We start from the raw sequence: 23556 nt of genomic DNA, 5'->3' as shown, positions 1-23556 counted from the left end.
GGTCTGCGAATTTATACAAATGATCTCATTCCTAATTATTTTAAAATCTGTTTTATGTAATTTTTTGTGAAAATAAAAACGAGACACATTCTAAAATGCATCTCGTTTTTAATACTAAAACTAACTAACCTGACCGCTTACAGTGAATACTTAAAAGTAACTCCATAAGTTCTCTGATCACCAAGAACTCCAGCATATTGTCCTGTGTTACCACTTGCAGGCAATAATTGCTCATAGTAATCTTTATTGAAAAGGTTTCTTCCCCAAATTTGAATAGATAAACCTTGCGAAGCACGGAAACCTAAACGAGCATTAAAGATTGCATAACCTTGAACTACTAAATATTTTGAAGCCGAAGGGCTTGAAGAAAATTCAGAACGAGCGTAACTATCAGCAACAAAGAAAATTTTTCCAGCATTACCAAAGAATTTTGCATGATCAGAAAGCTCACCTCCAAGAGAACCAGCCCATCTTGAAGCACCTGGTAAATCAGTTCCAGAAACATCTTTATAAGCTACCTGAACTCCATCAACAGTAAGTCCTGTTTCTTCTAACGGAAGCGGTGCATTTGTAAATTTCACATATTTACCATCTGTATAAGTAGCAGACACCATTTATCGTTATGTGTGAATTGATAACAAAGCTCGCATCCAATTCTGCACCTCTTACACGTACTTTATCAGCATTTGCAAGATAACCGCGGTTTACACCTAATTCGGCTGCCTGAACGTTAGTTTGGAAATCTTTGATGTCAGTATTAAATAGTGTTAAGTTTAAAATAGAGTTCTTAAACGGAGATGTTTTTACTCCAACTTCGTAATGATATACTTTTTCTGGTTTAACTACAGCAAGTTCAGTCATTGGCTGTCCTGCTGAGTTTGTTGGAAGCCCAGCTACGTTAACTCCAACTGGTTTGTAACTTTTAGCAAATGTTGCATAAGCATTGATTTTGTCTGATGCTTTGTAAGTAAGCGTTAAGTTTCCAGAAAAATCTGTATTGTCTGTATCTGAGTCAAATGCTTGATCTGAGTAAACTGATTTTTTCAAAGCCAATAAGGCAGGATCTGTTGTTTGAAGACCTCCGTAAGTTTTACGAGAATAACTTGCGTCTTTTTTATCAAAATTATATCTCAAACCTGGTAAAATGTGGAATCTTTCTGTAACTGACCAATCAAGCTGACCAAATACTGCTGCGCTCGAAGCTCTAATTCTTGCATCAGTATGGATACCGTAACCTTCAAAAAGACCTGGTGTTTTCCATAGTGGGCTAGTTGAGCTTTGAGAGAATCTCCATTGTGCATTTCCAGATTCTTCTGTACCATCTGTTTGAGAAGTTTGATCAATAAAGAATACTCCACCAACACCGCTTATTTTTGAAGTTATTTGTCCAGCATAACGAACCTCTTGTGTAATTTGTGTTTGTCTTGTTGGGTTTTGAGATTTAGCTAAAACCTGTAATCCTGTAAAATCTCTATCATTTGATGGATCCCAATTCCAGAAGCGCCATGCTGTTGTAGAAGTAAGTGTTCCACCTCCAATTTTTGTATCGACATTTAATGAAACTCCTCCTAAATCTTGTCCAGAACGCCAAGGAGTATCATGATCAATTTTACGATCAAAAGCATTTAAACTTGGCAATTGATAATTTAAATCGGCGATAATAGCATCAAACTGACGGTATGCGGCCCTTTTAGTAGGGGCAACACCAGCAACAACCTGCGCATATCCGTCAGGACGCTGTGTGGTAAGGTCACCTGCAAAAGTAACGTTTGTATTTTCAGTAGGAGTCCATAATAATTGTCCTCTAAAACCTTGATTGTTTAAAGTATTTGTAGGTCTTCCTGTAGCAATGTTATCGATTAAACCATCTCGTTGTGTTCCAGAAAAAGATAAACGACCTGCCACTTTTTTTCCTAATGCTCCTGTAACAGAAGCTTTAGCTTGTAGAAAGGCATAATTTCCGTAGCTAAGTTCAAAATCGGCACCAGGAGTAAAACTTGGTTTACGAGAAGTGATATTAAAAGCTCCAGAAGTTGTATTTTTTCCGAATAAAGAACCTTGTGGACCACGTAAAACCTCGATTTGTTCTACGTCAATAAAATCTAAAGTAGTCGCTGCTGGACGTGCATAATAAACACCATCAACGTAAAAACCAACTCCAGGATCGATACCGTCATTTGTTAATCCGAAAGGAGAACCTAAGCTTCTAATATTGATTCCTGTATTTCTTGGGTTAGAAGAATACAACTGAACAGAAGGAACCAATTCTTTAATACGGTTTACGTTAAATGCTCCAGCCGCTTCCGCTTGTTTTCCTGTAACTACCGAAACAGCAATTGGCACATCTTGTACTTTTTCTATTCTTCTTCTTGAAGAAACTACAACTTCTACAAGTTTGTTTTCTTCACGTAAAGTAACCAATAGAGGTGAAGCTGGAATAGCCGTGATTTCAAGTTCGGCAGTGTTGTAGCCAATGTATTGAACCAAAAGGGTAAGCGGTAATTTTCCTTGTGATTCTATCGAAAATCTTCCTTCAGAGTCTGTAATTGCACTAAAAGTTGTTCCTTTAATAACCACGTTCGCTGCTTCTAAAGGAATATTTTGATCTGTTGTTACAACCCCGTCTATTTTTTGTGCGAATGAGATTGAGAACGTTAAAACTGCAAGTATTGTAAGTATATTTTTTATAGATGTTTTCATTTTTATATTAAGTATATGTGATTAGTAGAATTTAAAATTAAATTTTTTTTACCAACACATACACATCATAAATGAACCAGTATTCACAGTTGTGAATTTATAATTATAGTTTTTTTGCAAAAGATTTTGTCCACCTGATTTACTAGAATGTACTTTCATGAGTTAAAATTTTGTAAATGATTAGTTAATTATTTTTGGCAAATATATAATTAATTCTATCGATTTACTAGACTTTAGAAAATATTTTTTTATTTTTTTACAAGAGAAGCGATTGTAATGCCTTCCATGGCCTTCAAAGTTTTGTCTCTAATAAGCATTAGACCGTGACGCAGACTGCATTCAGACTCGGTTTTACAATCAGAACAAGGTTCGTAAAAATTTAAAGAAGCACATGGCAAAAGTGCAATTGCACCGTCAAATAATCGGTGAATTTCTGCCAAAGTAATGTCGTTTTTAGATTTTATCAGATAATATCCACCAAATTTTCCTTGCTTACTGCTTACAAAACGACCTCGTTTTAGATCCAGTAAAATCTGTTCTAGGAACTTTTTAGGAATATTCGCTCCATCAGCAATTTCTACAGTTCTAGAAATGTGATTTTCGTCTTGTTCTGCTAAATAAAGTAAGGCCTTAAGGGCGTATTTTGCTTTATGTGATAACATCTATTAATTAATTGTAAAATGTAAATGTATGATTTTTTAAGATTGAAACCTAAACCTGAAACCTCAAACAATGAAAATTAGAACCAGAATAAATTACCAGCTTCCTCCAGAACCACCTCCAGAAAATCCTCCGCCTCCAAAGCCTCCACCGAAGCCACCGCCGCCGCCAAAACCGCCGCCGGATGATCCGGCTCCGAATCCTCCAAATCCACCTCCGCTTCGTCCAAGATTACTTAGAATAATAGCATCAAGTAAACTAGGGCCACCGCCACCGTTGTTGCCTGAATTTCCGCCACCACCTCTTTTATTTCGAGAAAGCAGAATTAAAACAATAACAACAATTACGATAAAAGGCAGAAAAGGAAAGTCTTGTCCTTTGTTCTGTTTGCGTTCGCCTTTGTATTTTCCTTTAAAAACATCAAAAAGCGCATCGGCTCCTTTGTCAAGACCGTTGTAATAACTTCCTTTTTTAAATTCTGGAATGATAATATTTCTTGTGATTTCTCCACCAATACCGGCCGTAAGTCGGTCTTCAAGTCCATAACCAGGAGAAATCCAGATTCTTCTTTCGGCTTTAGCCAATAAAATTAAAACCCCATTATCTTCTTTAGCTTGTCCGATTCCCCATTCTTGAGCCCATTTAGGAGTAAGAATGCCAATATCTTCACCTTTTAGGCTTTCGATAGTAATAACAACAATTTGAGTAGAGGTAGAATCGGAGTAACGAACTAATTTTTCTTCTAATTGTGTTTTTTCAGAAGCGCTTAAAACATTTGCATAATCGTAAACAGAAGTTTGGAAATCAGGCTTTTTGGGAATATCAAATTGAGCAAAAATAGCATTGCTGATAAATAATGTGATAAACAAAAGAGTAATCTGAAAAATTCTATTAGAATTTGAGATTTTAATTTGGGAATTTTTCATTATTTATCCTTTTGAGATTTCGTTAGATAATTCGTTTGTATCGTCTTCTTGAGAAGGGAAATATTTTTTAAGCTGTTCTCCAGCATTCAAAATGCCATCAACAATTCCTTGTTTAAAATTGCCAGATTTAAAATGATTAGTCATAACATCTTTGGTACAATCCCAAAAATCATTTGCGACTACATCATTAATTCCTTTATCTCCACAGATAACAAAGTTTTTATCTTCAACTGCAAAATAGAGTAGAACGCCATTCTGCAATTTAGTTTCATTCATTCTTAATTGATGAAAAACTTCTAAAGCTCTATCGTAATGAGCTTTAGAAGTTGTTTTTTCTATATGAACTCTAATTTCGCCAGAAGTATTATTTTCGGCCATACGAATAGCTTCAACAATTTCCTGCTCTTCTTCTTTGGTTAAAAAATCTTCTACTTTTGACATAAAAATGATTTTAGAGTTTAATTTTTTTAGAATTTTACTTCAACAGGTTTGTCTGCTCCAGTAGAAGCTTCAAAGTATGGTTTCTCTTTGTATTCGCTCAAGAACCAGTTGTTTGGAATCTTTAAAACGTAACCGTTGTAATCTTGTACAGATTCATTGAAACGAGTTCTAGCTGTTAAAATCTGATTTTCAGTGCTAGCCAATTCGTCTTGTAATTTTAAGAAGTTTTCGTTTGCTTTTAATGTTGGATATTGCTCAACAGAAACTAATAATCTTGATAAAGAAGAAGATACACCGCTTTGCGCTTGGTTAAATTGTGCCAATTGTTCTGGAGTTACGTTGCTTGGATCAATTGTTACAGATGTAGCTTTTGCACGAGCTTCGATTACAGCAGTTAAAGTTCCTTTTTCAAAGTCTGCAAGCACCTTTAACAGTATTTACTAAATTTCCGATAAGATCATTACGTCTTTGGTAAGCGGTTTGAACATTTCCCCACTCTTTGTTAACAGCTTGACTTTTTTGTAAAGCAGTATTTTTAATTCCAATCGACCAAAATGCGATAATAGCAATAAAAGCTACAATAATTCCAACAGGGATCAACCACTTTTTCATATTTGTTTTGATTTAAGTTTATTTCAATTTTTAATTACAATTCGTTTTTGATGTCGTTCAGTTGCGTTTTTATCAATTCTAATTTACGTATTATTTCGAATTTATCTAACGTTTTCTTCTGACCTTCTTTTAAGTGTGTTTTGGCACCTTCTAAAGTAAATCCTCTTTCTTTTACTAAGTGATAAATCAATTGAAGGTTGGTAATATCTTCTGGTGTGAACATTCTGTTTCCTTTGGCATTTTTTTTAGGTTTTAGAATGTCAAATTCGCTGTCCCAAAATCGTATCAAAGAAGCATTGACATTAAAAGCTTTGGCTACTTCGCCAATACTGTAATATCTTTTGTCTTTAGAAAGTTCAATATGCATGGTTTGTTTTTTTCTATTTTACATCAAAAATAGTATTTTTTGTACTATTAATCTAATGATTGGTTTTCTTGGTTTGCCATTTGTGAAATTGCCACATATTCTACAGCTGAAATATTTCCGTAATAAAAATTCAACGGATTAACTACTTTTCCGTCTTTATGCACTTCGTAATGACAATGCGGGCCTTCAGATCTTCCTGTGCTTCCAACGTAACCAATAACATCGCCGCGTTTTACTCGCTGTCCAGGATGACAGTTGTATTTGCTTAAATGCGCATACAAACTTTCATATCCAAAACCATGCCTGATCACAATATGATTTCCGTATCCAGAAGCAGTATTGTCAGCTCTGTCAACGACTCCGTCTCCTGTTGCGTATATTGGAGCTCCTGTATTGGCCGTGAAATCCATTCCGTTATGCATTTTTCTGACTTTCGTGAAAGGATCAATACGGTATCCAAAACCTGACGCGACACGTTTTAAATTTTCATTTCGTACTGGCTGAATGGCAGGAATTGCCAATAATAAATTTTCTTTAGCTCCAGCTAATTTTAAAATTTCATCTAAAGATTTGGACTGAATTGCTAATTGCTTTGAAAGTTTATCAATTCTTTTGGTGGTATTTAAAACCAATTGCGAATTATTATATCCTTCAAGAATTTTATATCGATCAGAATTTTTAAAACCAGCTTTTCTTATAGAATCTGGAATTTCAGCTTTATTAAAATAGACGCGGTAAATATTATTGTCACGTTCTTCTAATGCATCTGCGGCTTCATCAATTTCATCCAATTTTTTATTCAAAATAGCATATTGCAGTTTTAAATTTTCGATTTCTCGGGCTTGTAAACGATCTTTTGGGGTTTCGAAATAAGGAGTATTAATTAGAAGTACAAAAACTAAAAATCCAAATAGTGCTGATGCCAATAAAAACAGTAATGCGTAACCAATTTTTATTCTTTTTCTGGTTTTTATTTTCGTATAAGCCAGATTTTCTGAGTCGTAATAATATTTTACTTTCGCCATATTTTAAAATACGCTATTTTTGCAGACTTGTAAAATAACTTAGACGAACAATTTGACAAAATGTTTCAGTTGTTTGGGCTTTTTTACAAGAACAAAATAATTTGATAATTTGGGGAGAATTACTTAAATTATATAATGCGCAAATTAGCAATTTTATTGTTGTAAAACGTAAGTTTTTACTTTTCGTTTTTAAAAATTAACGCATTATTGATTGAAAATAAAACGTAATCAGCACGTTATCAAATTGACACATTAAACAGACACATTTTCTAATTAAAATATGAAATCACAAGACGTACGTAAACAATTTTTAGATTTTTTTGAGAGTAAAGGACATACTATTGTTCCATCAGCTCCTATTGTTCTTAAAGACGACCCAACCTTAATGTTCAATAACTCGGGAATGGCCCAGTTTAAAGAATTTTTCTTAGGGAACGGAACTCCAAAAAGTCCAAGAATAGCCGATACACAAAAATGTCTTCGTGTTTCAGGAAAACATAATGACCTTGAGGAGGTTGGTATCGATACTTACCACCACACAATGTTTGAAATGTTAGGAAACTGGTCTTTTGGTGATTACTTCAAAAAAGAAGCGATCAACTGGGCTTGGGAATTATTGACTGAGGTTTATAAGATTCCAAAAGAAAATCTTTACGTTTCTGTTTTTGAAGGAAGTAAGGAAGATAATGTTCCTTTTGACCAAGAAGCTTGGGATATCTGGAAAACTTTAATTGATGAAGATCGAATTGTTTTAGGAAATAAAAAAGATAATTTCTGGGAAATGGGAGATCAGGGGCCTTGTGGACCTTGTTCTGAAATTCATGTTGATTTACGTTCTGAAGAAGAAAAAGCGCTAAAACCAGGAAAAGGAGAAGTTAATGGAGATAACGCTCAGGTTGTTGAAATCTGGAATAACGTATTCATGGAATTCAACCGTAAAGCAGATGGTTCTCTAGAAAAACTTCCAGCACAACACGTAGATACCGGAATGGGATTTGAGCGTTTGTGTATGGCTTTACAAGGAAAAACATCAAACTATGATACTGATGTTTTTATGCCTTTGATTAGAGAAATCGAAACGATTACAGGTGCAAAATATACAACTAATGATGTAATAGGCATTAGTGAAGAACAAAATAAAATGAATATTGCTATTCGCGTAGTAGCAGATCACGTTCGCGCGGTAGCTTTTGCTATTGCTGACGGTCAGTTGCCATCTAACACGGGGGCAGGATATGTTATTCGTAGAATTTTACGTCGTGCTATTCGTTACGGATTTACTTTCTTAGGTACTAAAGAGCCATTTATTTATAAATTGGTTGAGACTTTAAGCGAGCAAATGGGAGATTCTTTCCCAGAAATCAGAACGCAAAAAGCACTTTGTTCGAATGTAATTCGTGAAGAAGAAAACTCTTTCCTAAAAACATTAGATCAAGGATTGATTCTTTTAGATGCTGTAATTTTAAATAATACTGGTGATACAATCGATGGTAAAAAAGCTTTCGAATTGTATGATACATATGGTTTTCCAATCGATTTAACGGCTTTGATTCTTTCAGAAAAAGGATTGAAATTGGACGAGGAAGGATTTAAAGAACAATTGCAATTACAGAAAGAAAGATCTCGTGCAGCTTCTAAAGTAACAGCTGGAGATTGGCATGTAATTATTGAAGATGATGTTCAGGAATTTGTTGGTTATGATAGATTAGCGCAGCAAGTTAAGATTACAAAATATCGTAGAGTTGAGAGTGCAAAAGATGGAGAAATTTTCCAATTGGTTTTTAATGCAACTCCATTTTACGGAGAAAGCGGAGGACAAACTGGAGATAAAGGATATTTAGAAGCGCAAAACGGAGATATTATTTATATCATTGACACTAAAAAAGAAAACAACCAAACGGTACATTTGGCGAAATCATTGCCAGAGAACCTTACAGGAACTTTTAATGCTGTTGTTGATGCAATTCAAAGAGCTAAAACTTCTTCAAATCACTCGGCTACGCACTTGTTACACCAAGGTTTACGTAAGATTTTAGGAACTCATATAGAGCAAAAAGGTTCGATGGTAAGAAATGCTTCATTACGTTTTGACTTTTCTCATTTTGCTAAAGTTACAGATGAAGAATTATTAGAAGTTGAAAACTTTGTAAATGCAAGGATTCGTGAGAGTTTGCCATTAATCGAAAAAAGAGCGATTCCAAAAGATCAAGCCCTTGAAGATGGTGCAATTGCATTATTTGGTGAGAAGTATGGAGATTTAGTTCGTACAATTAAATTCGGAGATTCTGTTGAATTATGTGGAGGAACGCACGTTGCTAACACATCTGACATCTGGCACTTTAAAATTATTTCTGAAGGAGCTGTTGCAGCAGGAATTAGAAGAATTGAAGCAATTACAAGTGAAGTCTGCAAAAGAGTATTTTGAGTCTCAAGCAATTTCTTTTGGAGAAATTAAAGAAGTGCTTAAAAATGCTCCAGATCCTGTAAAAGCGATTCAGGCATTGCAAGACGAAAATGCTCAATTGAAAAAACAATTAGAAGCTCTATTGAAAGATAAAGCTAAAAATATGAAAGCTGATTTAGCTAAAGAATTACAAGAAATCAACGGGGTTCAATTTTTAGCAAAACAGGTAGATTTAAATCCAGAAGGAGCAAAAGATTTAGCTTACGAGTTAGGTGGTTCGTATAACAATTTATTTATTGTTTTGGCTACAGCGAACGAAGGAAAACCAATGTTAACATGCTATATTTCTAAAGAAATTGTAGCGACCAAAAACTTAAATGCTGGACAGGTTGTTCGCGAATTAGGGAAATACATCCAAGGTGGTGGCGGAGGCCAGCCTTTCTTTGCAACAGCAGGAGGTAAAAATGTTGACGGAATTGCTGAAGCGCTTAATAAAGCTGTAGATTTTGTTAAGTAGATTCTAAGATACTAAGCTTCTAAGAGGCTAAGTTTTTAAAAAGTAAACCCGATAAGTTTTAAAACTTATCGGGTTTTATTTTTTGCCACAGATTAAAATGATTAAAAAAGATTTTTCTCTCATTTTCTGTCATTTCGACGAAGGAGAAATCTTCGCGAGAGGCTCTACAAAGATTGAATTTTCGTTGCGGAGTTACTTGTGGAGATTTGCTTCGCCTGTTCGCTATCGCTCGGGTCTCCTTCGTCGAAATGACAAATATTGCGTGTAATAGATTGCTATTTATAGTATTTTATATTTGTTATTTCGACGAAGGAGAAATGACAAATAAGGATAAAAAAACTTAGCAACTTAGCAACTAACTTAGCACCTCAGAAGCTTAGAAAACTATTTTCGCTCTCCAATCTGCTGGCGCCACATAGCGTAATACAATCCTTTTTCTACAATCAAATCTTCGTGTTTACCTTGTTCGATAATTTTACCTTGTTCTAAAACAAATATCTTATCAGCGTGCATTACAGTAGACAATCTATGAGCAATTAAGACGGTGATTCTATTTTTGTCTGAGATATTTCTGATTGTATCGTTGATTTCTTCTTCGGTAATAGAATCTAAAGCAGAAGTAGCTTCATCAAAAATCAATAAATTCGGATTTCTTAAAATTGCTCTCGCGATAGATAAACGTTGTTTTTCTCCACCCGAAACTTTGATTCCGCCTTCACCAATTGTAGTATTTAAACCATCTTCGGCACGTCTTAAAAGCTTATCGCAGCTTGCGCGTTTTAAGGCATCATATAAATCTTCGTCGGTTGCGTTTGGCTTAACAAATAATAAGTTTTCGCGAATTGTTCCTGAGAATAATTGAGCATCTTGAGTAACAAAACCGAGCTGTTTTCTTAAATCTAATAAATCAACATCTGTAGAATCAATGTCGTTATACAAAACTTGGCCTTCAGCAGGAGTATATAATCCGACTAATAATTTTACTAAAGTTGTTTTTCCAGATCCAGACGGACCAACAAAAGCAACGGTTTGTCCTTGTTTGATTTCGAAATTAATATTTTCAACCGCTTTAAATTTGGCAGTTTTGTGCTGAAAACTAACATTTTGGAAAAGTAGTTTTTGAATTGCACCAATATGTTTAGGACTTTTTGGGCGAAACTCTTTTGGAGCATTCAGTAAGTTTCTGAAATTTTCCATAGAAACTTTTGTTTCATTCAAAGCAATAATAAAGTTTCCTAATTCTTGTAGAGGACCAAAAATGAAGAAAGTAAAAAATACCATCGTCAATAAATCACCAACAATGATTTTTCCTCCGAACAAGAAATAATAAAGAGCAAAAACAACGCAAGTTCTTAAAAAGTGAACGGTTGTTCCTTGAATAAAACTCAAACTTCTGATGAAACGAATTTTCTCTAATTCTAATTGAAGAATTTTGAAAGTGTTTAAGTTCAGACGCTTTTCTTCTTGATACGTTAAACCAAGACTTTTTACTAACTCAATGTTTCGTAAACTTTCCGTTGTAGAACCTGCCAATGCATTGGTTTGATTCACAATTTTTCGAGAAACAATTTTAATTTTCTTTCCTAAATACAAACTCACCAAAGCAATAATTGGAGCTGTAATTAAAAAGATAATAGAGATTCTAAAATCTATTCGGGCAACATAAACAATAACGAAAATGAAACCTATAATAGTTTGAAAGATTAGCGAAATAGAAAGTGTGATAAGTTTTTCAGAATCAATTCTAACTTTTGTCAGTTTGCTCAACGTTTCTCCGCTTCGCTGATCTTCAAATTCAGCATACGGAAGATCGAGAGATTTCTTAATTCCGTCAGTATACATTTGAGCACCGGTACGCTGAATGACAACGTTGGTAAAATAATCCTGAAAGTTTTTGGTGATTCTAGAAATCATCGCAGCACCAAGCGAAAGACCGAGCCAGAAAGCCAATGATTTAATAAATCCGATTTCGTTTCCTTTGTATTTTGCCAAACCAACCCCGCAATCCTGCATAAGTTTTCCGGTAATTACTGAATCTGACAAACTGAAGCAAATGTTGATAGTAGCCATAATCAAAGCAAAAAACAAAAGCATTTTATGCTTGATAATGTAGGTATATAATAATTTCATATAAGAATTTTAAAAAAATGGAAGATGCAAAAATAAGGAATTGTTTTAGTTTGTGTAGTCAGTTTCTGTTATTAAAAATGTAATTTTTTAAAAGTCCTTCGAATGATATAAAATAAAAGAAAAAACCTGAGTATTTATACGCATTTTTGGTCTTTAGTTTTTTTTTAATAAGGCAATTATTGGGCTATTTTGTTTGTTAATAGGTTATTGAAAAGTGTTTGAAAAAGTGTTATTTTTTAAAATGTGGAAACCCGTAAGGATTTAATTTTTTGTTGTATTACGTTTGTGCCAATTAACAAATTAACCAAATCAAAATGAAAAAAATTTTATGTCTATTTGGTGCTTTAGCACTAGTTTTAACTTCTTGTTCAAGTGATGATTCTTCTTCAGATTCTTCGGATGGCGTATTGCTTAAAAAAACCGTTATTAAAAATACAGAGGGAGATACATACACCATTAACTACAAATATGATGGTAATAAAATAGTAAGTGCTATAGATGATACGGGTGATTCAAACATGTATTATACTTACACAGGGAATTTAATTACGAAAATAGAGTTTAAATATCCTGACGGAACAATAGATCAAGTAAATACTTATTCTTATAATGCTGATGGTAAATTGACAACTTTTCTTAGAGTAGAGCCAAATATGGATTGGGGACACAAAGAAGTTTATACTTATAATACTGATGGAACGATTACAGTTAAATCATATTCAGGAGATAGTGAAAGTCAAACAAGTGAAGGGTCAACTAGTACAATTAAATTTGTAAATGGTGAAGTAAGTGAGATCATAAGTGAATCAAGCTCAGAAAGTCATAAATACACTTATGACAATAAGAACAACCCGATGAAAAATATTTTAGGTATGGATAAAATTGCATTCGTTGATGGAGAAGGAAGTGGAGTTAAATTCAACATTTTGACTGATACATCAGACGGTGATTTATGGACAAATAGTACTTTTACTTATAATGAAAGTGGTTATCCAGTTAAAGAAGTAGATGCAGGATCTGATAGTTTAGGTACTTCTGAATATTTTTATTAATATTTGAATTAGTAAATTAAAATAAGAAAAAGCCAGATGCAAATGTTTCTGGCTTTTTTTATTTAGAAAAAACTCAATTTATCAATTATGAAAAAGAACTTGATCTAAACCAGATTCTTTAGATATTTGTTTTTTTGAATAGAAGAATGATTAATTTATAACCATTCTTTTTTGATAAATTTTCTCGTTAATTTTTAGGATTTATATTATTGGTTATCATTGTGTTATGTGTTTATTGCTGTGTTGCATTTTTTTGAATGTGGAATCCCGTAAAGTTTTGGTTATGAATTTTAGTAAGTTCGCGCTCATAATCAATTTAACCAAATCGAAATGAAAAAAATTTTATGCTTATTTGGTGCTTTAGCACTAGTTTTAACATCTTGTTCAAGTGATGACAATCAAGATGGAGGTGCAATTTTGCCAAAAACAATTAAATATTTTAGCGTAGCATATCCTTCAGAAAATTCTACTTATTTAGCAACTTACAATGGTACCAAAATTGTAAGCATGAAAGATGAAGCAGGAAGAACTGACTATACTTATGATGGTAATCTTGTGGTAAAAGAAATTAACTATGATACTGAAAGTGGTAAAGATATCATTAGTGACATCACAACTTATAAATATACAAACGGAAAACTTACAGAGTCTACTTATGCAGAAGGCTTTTCGACAGCATTTCCTAATGGTGAATACAAAAGTAGAATCGTATTTACACATAACGCAGATGGAACAGTAAAAAGAGAACGTTATAACGTAAATGGTACTACAGGAGCAGAAACAAAAAGTGTTTATTCTGAGGTGTTAACTTTTGCGAACGGAAATCTAGTTAAAAGTGTTCAAACAGAGTCAGAAACAGGTAATGTATTTACAGCTCAATATGAATATGATAATAAAAACAATCCATTTAAAAACATTACAGGATTCAATTTGTTAATAGATCATAGTGAAGGTGAAGGTTCTGTTTATAGCTCTGTGAACAATGTTGTTAAGTATACAGCATCTTATTCAAACGAAGAAGGGGCAAGAGTATACAAAAGCGAACTTGTATATGATGCAAATAATTTTCCGACAAAAATCACGAATTACAAAGATGACGGAACAACAGCTGCCGAATCAAAAGAGTTTTTTTACTAAGTAAAAGCATACTTTAATTATAGAAACCAAATACTTTTGTATTTGGTTTTTTTATTGGTTAAAATTGATGAAATTCGTGTGTAAATTAGAAATCATGCAATTTAGAACTCAAATACCAATTTCAAAAAGCAAAAATCCTATCGAATATAATTCAAAAGTACTTTCTATTGGATCTTGTTTTGCAGAAAATATGGCGGAGAAATTCGATTATTTTAAATTTCAAAATGAAACCAATCCGTTTGGAATAATTTTTAATCCAGTTTCAATTGAGAAATTATTCGATAGAATTTCTAAACAAGAAATGTTTGGAGAAAAAGATGTTTTCTTTCACAATGAACGTTGGCATAGTTACGAAGTGCATTCTGATCTAAGTAATTCTGATCGTCAAGAATTGCTGGAATCCTTAAATAAAGCAATTACAGAAACGCATAAACAAATTAAAGAAGCTACGCATATTATCATCACTTTTGGGACTTCCTGGATTTATAGAAATCTTGAAAAAGATGAAATTGTAGCCAATTGCCATAAAGTGCCTCAAAAGCAATTCTCAAAAGAATTATTGCCTTCAGAAGTAATTCAGAAAAGCATTCAAAATACAATTGCGTCAATTCAATCTTTAAATCCAAATATCAATTTCATATTTACCATTTCTCCAGTTCGTCATATCAAAGACGGTTTTGTAGAAAACCAATTAAGCAAATCGCATTTATTTGCGAGCATTGCATGGCTTTTTAAAAATTCACAATTCACACTTCACAATTGACAATTATTTTCCATCGTACGAAATCATGATGGACGAACTTCGCGATTATCGTTTTTATGCCGAAGACATGCTTCATCCTAACCAAATAGCGATAGATTATATTTGGAAGCTTTTTAGCGAAAGCAATATTTCAGAAGACAGTTTTTCTACAATGAAAGAAGTAGACGAAATCCAGAAAAGTTTACGTCACAGAAGTTTTAATCCAGAATCAGAACAGCATCAAAAATTCTTGGCAAAATTGCAACAGAAAATTGAAGCTTTAGGAAAAAAACAACCGCACATTAAATTTTAATTTTGTTTTAAGAAATTCACAGAATTAAAAAAAAAGACTTCGTGCCTTACCGCCTTTATGGCAAGAAAAAAACTTATTTAGCAGTAAAATTTTAGAATAATTCCTCATAATTGTGTAAATTGTTAAGGTTTAAATTTTACATTTTTGTAAGATGTCTAACTCTGCTTTTTTCAGAAGCAATTTTAATCTAAAAGATTTTATTGACGTATGAATAAGAAACCGAAACATTTTCTAAAAAAAATACTTCGTGTACTATTATGGTGCGTGGTTTCTATAGTTGCACTTTTATTGCTTCTCATTATTTTAATTCAAGTTCCATCAGTTCAAAATTTCGTTAAGGATAAAGCAATAACATATCTTCAGGGCAAGATAAAAACCAAAGTTTCACTAGATAAAATCTTAATCAAATTTCCGAAAGATGTAGTGCTGGAAGGTTTCTATTTTGAAGATCAAAAAAAAGACACTTTACTGGCAGGCAAACGATTAGAAGTTGATGTTGATCTTTTTAAATTGGTAAGCAGCGAACTGGAAATCAATTCGGTTTCATTAGAAAATGTAAAAGCTAATATTTCAAGAAACAAAGAAGGTGTTTTTAATTTCGACTACATTATAAAAGCATTCGAGTCTAAAGAACCAAAAGTTGAAGATCCAAACGCAAAACCTTTCAAAGTCTCTGTTGTAAAAGTAAATCTCGATCAAGTTAAATTTAATTTTAAAGATGATTTTTCTAAAAATGATATTCGAGTAAATCTGACTCATTTTGACACTAAATTCAAGAAATTCGATTTAGATCAAATGGATTTTAATATTCCGAATATTAATTTAAACGGACTTAAAGTCATTTTAGATCAAGATGTTGTGGAGAAAATTGCAGAGGTTTCTGTTAAAACGGTCGATACCGTTTCGAAGCGACCAGATTTCAAACTAAAATTGGATAAAATTACATTATCTAAAATCGATGTTTTATACGATAATAAAGATTCCAAATTAAATTCAGGTATTCGTTTAGGAAATTTAAATCTTGCCGTAAACGAAATCGATCTGAACAAACAGCTTTTAGATTTTGATACTTTCGAAGTAAAAAATCTTAGCGGAAATCTAAGATTAGGTACAAAAGATAAACAAATTCAAACTCCCAATTTAGATACAACGGCAATAAAACAAACAGGTTGGAAAGTAAAACTAAACGAAACCAATTTAGAAAATATAGCTTTCAAGTTTGATGATATGCAGTCAAAACCGAAAACAAAAGGTTTAGATTACGCACATTTAGATTTGAGTAAATTCAATTTTAAAGCCGAGAAATTGTATTACGGAAATGATACTATTTCTGGAAATATACAAACATTAACTGTCAACGAAAAAAGCGGTTTGCAAATTCAAGCTTTAAAAACAGACTTCTTTTACGGTCCAAAAAATGCTTCTTTAGAAAATCTGTATTTAAAAACGCCACAAACACTCGTTCAAGATAAAGTTAAAGTACAATATAAATCGCTAGAATCGCTTCAAAAAGATTTAGGAAATCTTGCTATTGATGCCAATTTAAAACAATCAAAAATTGGTTTTAAAGACATTTTACTGTTCGTTCCAGATTTGCGAGCAAACAAATCCGTTTAAAAGTAATCCAAATGCGATTCTGTACGTAGACAGCCGTGTGAGTGGAAAAGTAAAAGATTTGACTATTTCAAAGTTCGAAATGAGTGGAATAGGTTCTACAAAAGTTTCTCTTTCTGGTAAAATTGCCGGACTTCCTGATGCTCAAAAAGCCTATTATGATCTCAATATCAAAAAGATTTCGAGTACTTCAAAAGACATCAATATGTTTGTGCCTGCGGGAACGATTCCGAAAAACATTCAATTGCCTTCGCAACTAAGCTTGCAAGGAAAATTTAAAGGTTCGGTGCAGAATTTCAAAACCAATTTGGCTTTAAACAGCAGTTTTGGAAATGCAAAAGTAGACGCTCTTTTTGATCAGCGAATTAAGAATAAAGAAAAATACGATGCAGATGTTTCTCTGCAGGAATTTGATTTAGGCCGATTAATTAAAAATGATTCGATCGGAAAAATTACGCTTAAAGCGAAAGTTAAAGGAAATGGTTTAGATCCTAAAACCGCAAATGCAGCGATTGATGGTTTAGTACAGAAAGCGGTTTTTAATCGATACACTTATAGAGATTTAGCTTTAAAAGGAAATATCGAAAATGGTTCTTTTGCCGTAAAATCTGGAATGAAAGATCCGAATCTGAATTTTAATTTGACCGCAAGCGGAGATACAAAAGACAAATATCCAACTGTAAAATTAAAACTGAATTTAGATATTGCCGATTTAGAAAAATTGAATCTCCATGCAGGACCAATGAAACTTCGTGGAAATGTCGATGCCGATATTACCAATAGTAATCCTGATTTGCTAAACGGAAAAGTGTTTTTATCCAATATTCAGATTTTGCAAGATGTTGAGCCAATCGTATTAGATTCGATTCGCGTTTTTGCTTTCGCAGACAAAGACAGCAATTCAATTAAAATTTCGTCTCAATTTTTAAAAGCAGAAGTAACCGGAAAATACAAACTGACGACTTTAGCAAATTCAGTTCAAAAATCATTATCGAAATATATAGATCTTAAAAATCCGAAAGTCAATGCAGAATCAGATGAGCAAAGATTGGCATTTATGCTGAAGGTAGATAATGATCCGGTGCTTTTTAAATTATTGCCAAAACTGACAGGTTTAGAGCCTTTTACGATTAATGGAAAATACAATAATCAGACTGATTCGTTGGAAGTAAAAGGAACGATTCCGAGAATTGTTTACGCAAACAATACCATTTCTGACGGGAAAATCAATATTGAAGCAAAAGAAAATGCTTTAGAATATTCTGTTTCTGTCGCTACAATTGAAAGCGGTTCTTTAAAAATTCCGTTTACAAGTCTAAGCGGACAAGTTCAAAATAATATTTTGACTTATGCGCTCGAAGTTCAAGATGCAAAACAAAAACAGCAGTATTTTATTGCGGGCGAATTTAAAGCAGAAGATTCTAAAAATATAGTAAAACTGGATGCTGAAAACTTCATTTTGAATTATGATAAATGGAATGTCGATCCAGAAAATGCAATTGAAATTGGAGAAAAAAGATTATATGTCAATAAATTCAATTTGAATAATAATGGAAATGAATTAAAAGTACAATCGCAAGGAAATCAGGATAATGCACCGTTGCAAGTCGATTTTGTAAACTTCAAAATTGAGACCATTATGAATATGGTCAAAAAAGACGAATTGTTAATGCAAGGTTTGATAAACGGAAATGCTTTGGTTGAAAATGTAATGACTAATCCAACTTTTACATCAGATTTAAAAATTGATGATTTTACTTTTAAAGGATCAAAAGTTGGTGATTTAGAAATAAAAGTTGACAATAAAACTGCCAATACGCTTGCCGCAAATGTAACGCTAAGCGATGAAGGAAATGATCTCAAACTAACAGGAGATTATCAATTAGATGCTGGAAGTTTTGATTTTGATGTTGTAATTAACAAACTGTACATTAAAAGCATTCAAGGTTTCAGTATGGGAAATATTACCGAAGGACAAGGCTTTTTATCTGGAAATTTTAATTTGACTGGAAATACTTCGGCTCCCAAAATTAATGGCGAATTGAACTTTAATGATGCTGGTTTTAGAGTAACGCAATTGAATTCTTATTTTAAAACTAAAAACGAAAAAATCACTTTCAGCAATGAAACGATTTCATTTGATAAATTCTCTCTTTTCGACGAAAATGACAATGAATTATACGTAAACGGAACCATTCAGTCTCCAGATTTCGTTAAATACAATTTTAATTTGGTTGTAGAAGCAGATGATTTTAGAGCAATTCATTCAAAAGCAAAAGACAACGATCTGTTTTATGGCGATTTGTTTTTAGATACAAAACTAAACATTAAAGGAAATTTGGATAGTCCAATTGTAGATGGAACGCTTAAAATTAACAAAGAAACCAAGTTTACAGTGGTAATGCCTCAGTCTGATCCGTCAATTGCAGATCGAGAAGGAATTGTAGAATTTGTTGATGAAGATAATGCCTATCTTAAACAAACGGTTGATATGCAGAATAAACTGAATCAATCGGAATTGAAAGGAATGGACGTGAATGTTGCTATTTCGATTGATAAAGAAGCAGAATTGACGCTGCTGATAGATAAGTCGAATGGGGATTATCTGAATTTGAAAGGTGAAGCAGAATTAGTGGGAGGAATTGATCAATCAGGAAAAACAACTTTGACCGGAAAATATGAATTCTCAGACGGTTCTTATCAGATGAATTTCAACGGAATAAAAAGAAAGTTCGATATTCAGCAAGGAAGTTTTATCACTTGGAATGGTGAGCCAACAATGGCAACTTTAAATATTACAGCCATTTATAAAGTAAACACAGCACCAATTGATTTATTAGGAAATCAATTAAAAGGAGAATCGCAAGCGGTACAAAATACCTATAAACAAAAACTTCCATTTCAAACTTTATTGAAAATGAATGGAGAATTGCTGAAACCAGAAATCTCATTCGGAATTGTGCTTCCAGAAGGGAATTATAATGTTTCTACAGATGTTGTAGAAATGACACAAACAAAACTGAAACAATTAGAGCAAGATCCAGCGGAATTGAATAAACAGGTTTTTGCTCTTTTATTATTAAACCGATTTGTGGGCGAAAATCCGTTTTCTAGCGAAAGTGGCGGTACAAATGCAGAATCTTTTGCTAGACAAAGTGTAAGTAAAATTCTTTCGCAAGCAATTAAATAATCTGGCAGGAGATCTTATCACAGGTTTTGAAGTGAATTTTGACTTAGAATCGACAGAAGATTACACAACAGGAACCATGCAAAACAGAACCGATTTGAATGTCGAAGTTTCTAAAAAATTACTAGACGATCGTTTGAAAGTTACTGTTGGAAGCAGTTTTGGAGTAGAAGGACAGGAACGCGCCAACGAAGAAACAACCAACATTGCGGGCGATGTTGCATTAGATTATCAATTGACAAAAGATGGCCGTTATATGATTCGTGCTTATCGTAAAAACCAATATCAGGTTGCTGTAGAAGGTCAGGTAATTGAAACTGGTGTTGCGTTTGTTATCACGATGAGTTACAATAAATTTAGAGAACTTTTCCATCGTACAGAAAAAGAAAAGGAATTGATAAAAGAAGATAAAGTCCGTAAGGAAAGAGAAAAACAGAAAAAGAAAGAACAGAAGGAAAAAGAAAAATTGCAGGAGAACGAAGACGAAAAAATAATTGAAGGAAATGAGCAGAAAACATAATCATATAAACCCATTTTATATAAAGTGTATTGCACTGCTTTCCTTATTTTTTGTTGTAGGATGCAGTAATACAAAATACCTTCCAGAGGGCGATTTGCTTTATACAGGAGGTTCCGTGACGATAAAAGATTCGATTATGAAAAAGAAAAATCGAAAAGCATTAGAAAAGGAACTCGAAGGTTTGTTGCGCCCAAAACCAAACAAGCAAATCTTTGGCTTGCGTCCAAAATTATTAATATATAATCTTGCTGGCGAACCTAAAAAAGATAAAGGAACAAGATATTGGTTAAGAAATAAAGTCGGAGAACCGCCAGTACTTTTCAGTCAGGTAGATTTAGATTATAATGCTTCTGTCCTTAGAAATTTTACTGAAAACAGAGGTTATTTTAAAACCCGTGTAAGTGCCGATTCGACTGTTCGAAACAAAAGAGTTACGGCAGAGTATATCGTTACGCCAAGACAGCAATACATTATAAAAAGCGTGATATTTCCAGACGATTCTTTAAAAATGTCAAAGATTATTGCAAAAAGCAACAGAAGAAGTTTGCTTAAAGTAGGTGCGCCTTATGATTTGGATGTTATTAAAGCAGAAAGAGAAAGAATCGATGCAAGACTGAAAGAGAAAGGCTATTTCTATTTTAATCCAGATTATATTTTGGCCAAAGTAGACAGCAGCAAAGGAGATCACGAAGTAAGAATTAGATTGGTTATAAAAGACGATACGCCAGTAAAAGCTTTAACCACTTATAAAATTGATAAGATTTTTGTGTATCCAAATTATTCTCTAACGAATGATAGTGCGGTTTATCGAAAAAGAAACATGACACAATATAAAGATCTTACGATAATTGATACGACAGAAACTTTCAAACCAAGAATTTACGATCGTACGATTTATTTCAAAAAAGGAGATGTTTACAATCGAAAAGATCATAATTTGACTTTAAACAGATTTGTTAATCTGGGAACATTTAGTTTTGTAAAGAACGAATTTAAACCGTCAGATTCTATTCCAAATGCGTTAGATTCCTATTACTTTCTAACGCTTTTGCCTAAAAAATTTATTCGTGTAGAAGTTATCGGTAAAACCAATTCTGCGAGTTACACTGGTACAGAATTAAACTTAAATTGGAATAATCGAAATTTTTTGAGAGGAGCAGAATTGTTTACCGCTTCTGTTTTTGGAGGAGCCGATTTTCAGCTTGGTGGAACAAACAAAGGAAAGAATATTTATAAACTCGGAGGTGAAGTAAGTTTAACTTGGCCAAGATTTATAACGCCTTTTAATATTGAAGGAAATAGCGAATATGTACCTAGAACTAAGGCAACGCTACGTTACGAATATCAAAAAAGAACACAACTTTATGCTTTAAACTCTTTCAACACTTCTTTTGGATATATGTGGAAAGAGAACATTCGTAAAGAACATCAACTGAATGTGATTGATGTTACATATGTAAGTCCGAATCATGTTACACCAGAATATTTGGCTGATATAGAAGATGATCCCGCATTAGGAAAGGTGATTGAGAAACAATTAATTTTTGGTCCGACCTATAACTATACATACACCAACACGATGCAAAAACGTAAAAAGAATACGATCTATTTTAATGGTGAATTGGATTTGGCAGGAAACATTACGGGTTTGGTTACAGGAGCAGACTATCCAAACAAAGTAAAGACAATATTTGATGTTCCATTTAGCCAATATGTAAAAATCAGATCTGATTTTAGACATTATCTAAAGCTTGGAAAAGAAAGCGAATTAGCCAGCAGATTGATTGTTGGAGCTGGATTTGCTTACGGAAATTCGAATACGCTTCCAGCTTCAAAACAGTTTGTTGTGGGAGGAACCAATAGTATTCGAGCATTTAGAGCACGAACTTTAGGACCAGGAAGTTATGTTATTCCGCCAACCACAAATGATAATTATACGCCAGATCAATCAGCCGATTTAAAACTGGAATTCAATACAGAATATCGCGCTAAATTATTTAGCATTGTAAGAGGTGCTGTATTTGTAGATGCCGGAAATATTTGGCTTTTACATGCCGATCCTGATAAACCTGGAGCAGAAATTTCAAAAGATTTTATGAAAGAAATTGCCGTTGGAGCAGGAGTTGGTTTACGTTTCGATTTGTCATTTTTGGTTTTAAGAACCGATTTAGCCATTCCGCTTCGAAATCCTGCTTTGCCAGACGGGCAACGTTGGGTGATTGATGATATTAATTTAGGAAACAGTTCTTGGAGAAAAGATAACCTAATTTTAAATATCGCTATCGGATATCCGTTTTAAATTTATTTGCCACTCCCGATAGCTATCGGGATCACGAATTAGCACAAATTTCTCTTCTGTGTTTTTCAATTTTACAAATTAAAATTTGAAAAAATTAAAAATTAAACGCTTCAAAAAATTGTGTAATTAGTGTAATTCGTGGCAAAAAAAACTAAAAAAAGGAGTAAATTGGTCTAAAATATTTTAGAGGAATGCAAAACTTGATCAAAAGAATTATAGGTGTTGGAGTTATCGTTTTAATAATTGTTCTGGGATTTAAATATTGCCAGTTCAAAAAAGAAGACGATTCAGATATTCAGTACAATACCAATTTAATTCAGCAAGCAGATTCTTAACGTTGGAAAATTGGTTGTGACCGAAGGACATTTCTCTGAAGTGATTACCTATAAAAATCAGCAGAAATATTTAATGGACATGATTTCTTTTGAGAAAAAAGCACTCATTGTAGTCAATGCAAACGTAACGGTTGCTTACGATTTACATCAAATGAAATATGATATTGATGAAAAAAACAAAACCATTACGATTTTAAATATTCCAAAAGAAGAAATTACCATCAATCCAGATATTCAGTTTTATGATGTTGAGCAAAGTAAACTGAATCCGTTTACAGGCGATGATTACAATAAAATTAATAAATCGGTAAAGGCAAATCTGGCTAAAAAAATCGAAAATTCTACACTTAAAACTAACGCTCAAAACCGATTGATAAGCGAATTGTCTAAGATTTTAATCATGACCAATTCAATGGGCTGGAAACTGCAGTATAATGGAAAAACTATTGAATCTGAAACGGAGCTGACTCAGGATTTGAAGCTTTAGGTAAAGGTTCAAAGAGGCAAAGGTTCAGAGGTTGTCTTTCACAATCTTGTCATTTCGACGAAGGAGAAATCTCCACAAGAAGCTCGAC

Annotated in this window: 14 protein-coding genes and 4 pseudogenes; 9 read left to right on the top strand and 9 right to left on the bottom strand. The window is 33.1% G+C overall.

Annotated elements, in window-relative coordinates; genetic code table 11:
- Window positions 1-137: 137 nt before the first annotated feature.
- From P5P87_RS11570 to P5P87_RS11535, 8 genes and pseudogenes are all read right to left on the bottom strand, one after another.
- The gene (locus P5P87_RS11570) at window positions 138-614 is read right to left on the bottom strand and encodes a TonB-dependent receptor domain-containing protein (protein WP_278022638.1); all 477 of its coding nucleotides are present in this window, start codon (window positions 612-614) and stop codon (window positions 138-140) included.
- Window positions 586-2700, bottom strand: coding sequence for a TonB-dependent receptor (locus P5P87_RS11565; protein ID WP_278022637.1), 2115 nt, complete (start codon window positions 2698-2700; stop codon window positions 586-588). The genes P5P87_RS11570 and P5P87_RS11565 overlap by 29 nt, the downstream gene beginning before the upstream one ends.
- A 248-nt stretch (window positions 2701-2948) precedes the next feature.
- Window positions 2949-3362, bottom strand: coding sequence for an RrF2 family transcriptional regulator (locus tag P5P87_RS11560; RefSeq protein ID WP_012023964.1), 414 nt, complete (start codon window positions 3360-3362; stop codon window positions 2949-2951).
- 93 nt (window positions 3363-3455) lie between these two features.
- A complete protein-coding gene (locus tag P5P87_RS11555) occupies window positions 3456-4286 on the bottom strand; it encodes a TPM domain-containing protein (RefSeq protein ID WP_278022636.1) in 831 nt (276 codons plus the stop codon).
- A 3-nt stretch (window positions 4287-4289) separates the two neighbouring features.
- Complete coding sequence (locus tag P5P87_RS11550) at window positions 4290-4727, bottom strand: TPM domain-containing protein (RefSeq protein ID WP_198857571.1); 438 nt, start codon at window positions 4725-4727, stop codon at window positions 4290-4292.
- Between the two features lie 26 nt (window positions 4728-4753).
- Window positions 4754-5339 (bottom strand): annotated as a pseudogene (locus tag P5P87_RS11545) (LemA family protein).
- Between the two features lie 34 nt (window positions 5340-5373).
- Window positions 5374-5706, bottom strand: a complete 333-nt coding sequence (locus tag P5P87_RS11540; protein ID WP_198857569.1) for a MerR family transcriptional regulator — start codon at window positions 5704-5706, stop codon at window positions 5374-5376.
- Between the two features lie 47 nt (window positions 5707-5753).
- A complete protein-coding gene (locus P5P87_RS11535; protein ID WP_278022635.1) occupies window positions 5754-6731 on the bottom strand; it encodes a M23 family metallopeptidase in 978 nt (325 codons plus the stop codon).
- Window positions 6732-7011: 280 nt separating this feature from the next.
- Between P5P87_RS11535 and alaS the strand changes: the two are divergent.
- Window positions 7012-9652, top strand: a pseudogene (gene alaS, locus P5P87_RS11530) (alanine--tRNA ligase).
- A gap of 384 nt (window positions 9653-10036) precedes the next feature.
- Here the strand turns inward: alaS and P5P87_RS11525 are convergent.
- Window positions 10037-11782: an ABC transporter ATP-binding protein gene (locus P5P87_RS11525; RefSeq protein WP_198857566.1), complete on the bottom strand. Its 1746-nt coding sequence runs from the start codon at window positions 11780-11782 to the stop codon at window positions 10037-10039.
- A gap of 314 nt (window positions 11783-12096) precedes the next feature.
- On the opposite strand from P5P87_RS11525, the gene P5P87_RS11520 reads away from it, so the two are divergent.
- From P5P87_RS11520 to P5P87_RS11485, 8 genes and pseudogenes are all read left to right on the top strand, one after another.
- Window positions 12097-12834 carry a hypothetical protein gene (locus tag P5P87_RS11520; protein WP_198857565.1) on the top strand — a complete coding sequence of 246 codons (738 nt, stop codon included), beginning with the start codon at window positions 12097-12099 and terminating at the stop codon, window positions 12832-12834.
- Window positions 12835-13164: 330 nt separating this feature from the next.
- Window positions 13165-13971: a hypothetical protein gene (locus P5P87_RS11515; RefSeq protein WP_278022634.1), complete on the top strand. Its 807-nt coding sequence runs from the start codon at window positions 13165-13167 to the stop codon at window positions 13969-13971.
- A gap of 94 nt (window positions 13972-14065) precedes the next feature.
- A pseudogene (locus tag P5P87_RS26130) lies at window positions 14066-15026 on the top strand (GSCFA domain-containing protein).
- A gap of 207 nt (window positions 15027-15233) precedes the next feature.
- The gene (locus P5P87_RS26280) at window positions 15234-16643 is read left to right on the top strand and encodes a DUF748 domain-containing protein (RefSeq protein ID WP_278022633.1); all 1410 of its coding nucleotides are present in this window, start codon (window positions 15234-15236) and stop codon (window positions 16641-16643) included.
- Window positions 16585-19830, top strand: coding sequence for a translocation/assembly module TamB domain-containing protein (locus P5P87_RS26275; RefSeq protein WP_278022632.1), 3246 nt, complete (start codon window positions 16585-16587; stop codon window positions 19828-19830). The genes P5P87_RS26280 and P5P87_RS26275 overlap by 59 nt, the downstream gene beginning before the upstream one ends.
- A gap of 31 nt (window positions 19831-19861) precedes the next feature.
- A complete protein-coding gene (locus P5P87_RS26270) occupies window positions 19862-20347 on the top strand; it encodes a translocation/assembly module TamB domain-containing protein (protein WP_278022631.1) in 486 nt (161 codons plus the stop codon).
- Window positions 20331-22646: a translocation and assembly module lipoprotein TamL gene (gene tamL / locus P5P87_RS11490; protein ID WP_278022630.1), complete on the top strand. Its 2316-nt coding sequence runs from the start codon at window positions 20331-20333 to the stop codon at window positions 22644-22646. Before P5P87_RS26270 ends, tamL begins: the two co-directional genes overlap by 17 nt.
- Window positions 22647-22837: 191 nt before the next feature.
- Window positions 22838-23468: pseudogene (locus P5P87_RS11485) on the top strand (DUF4230 domain-containing protein).
- Window positions 23469-23556 lie beyond the last annotated feature (88 nt).

Origin of the sequence: Flavobacterium ginsengisoli, from assembly GCF_029625315.1 — a bacterium.
Classification (GTDB): domain Bacteria; phylum Bacteroidota; class Bacteroidia; order Flavobacteriales; family Flavobacteriaceae; genus Flavobacterium; species Flavobacterium ginsengisoli.
Note: the sequence above shows the minus strand (reverse complement) of the source record. Positions and strands in the feature narration are given on the sequence as shown.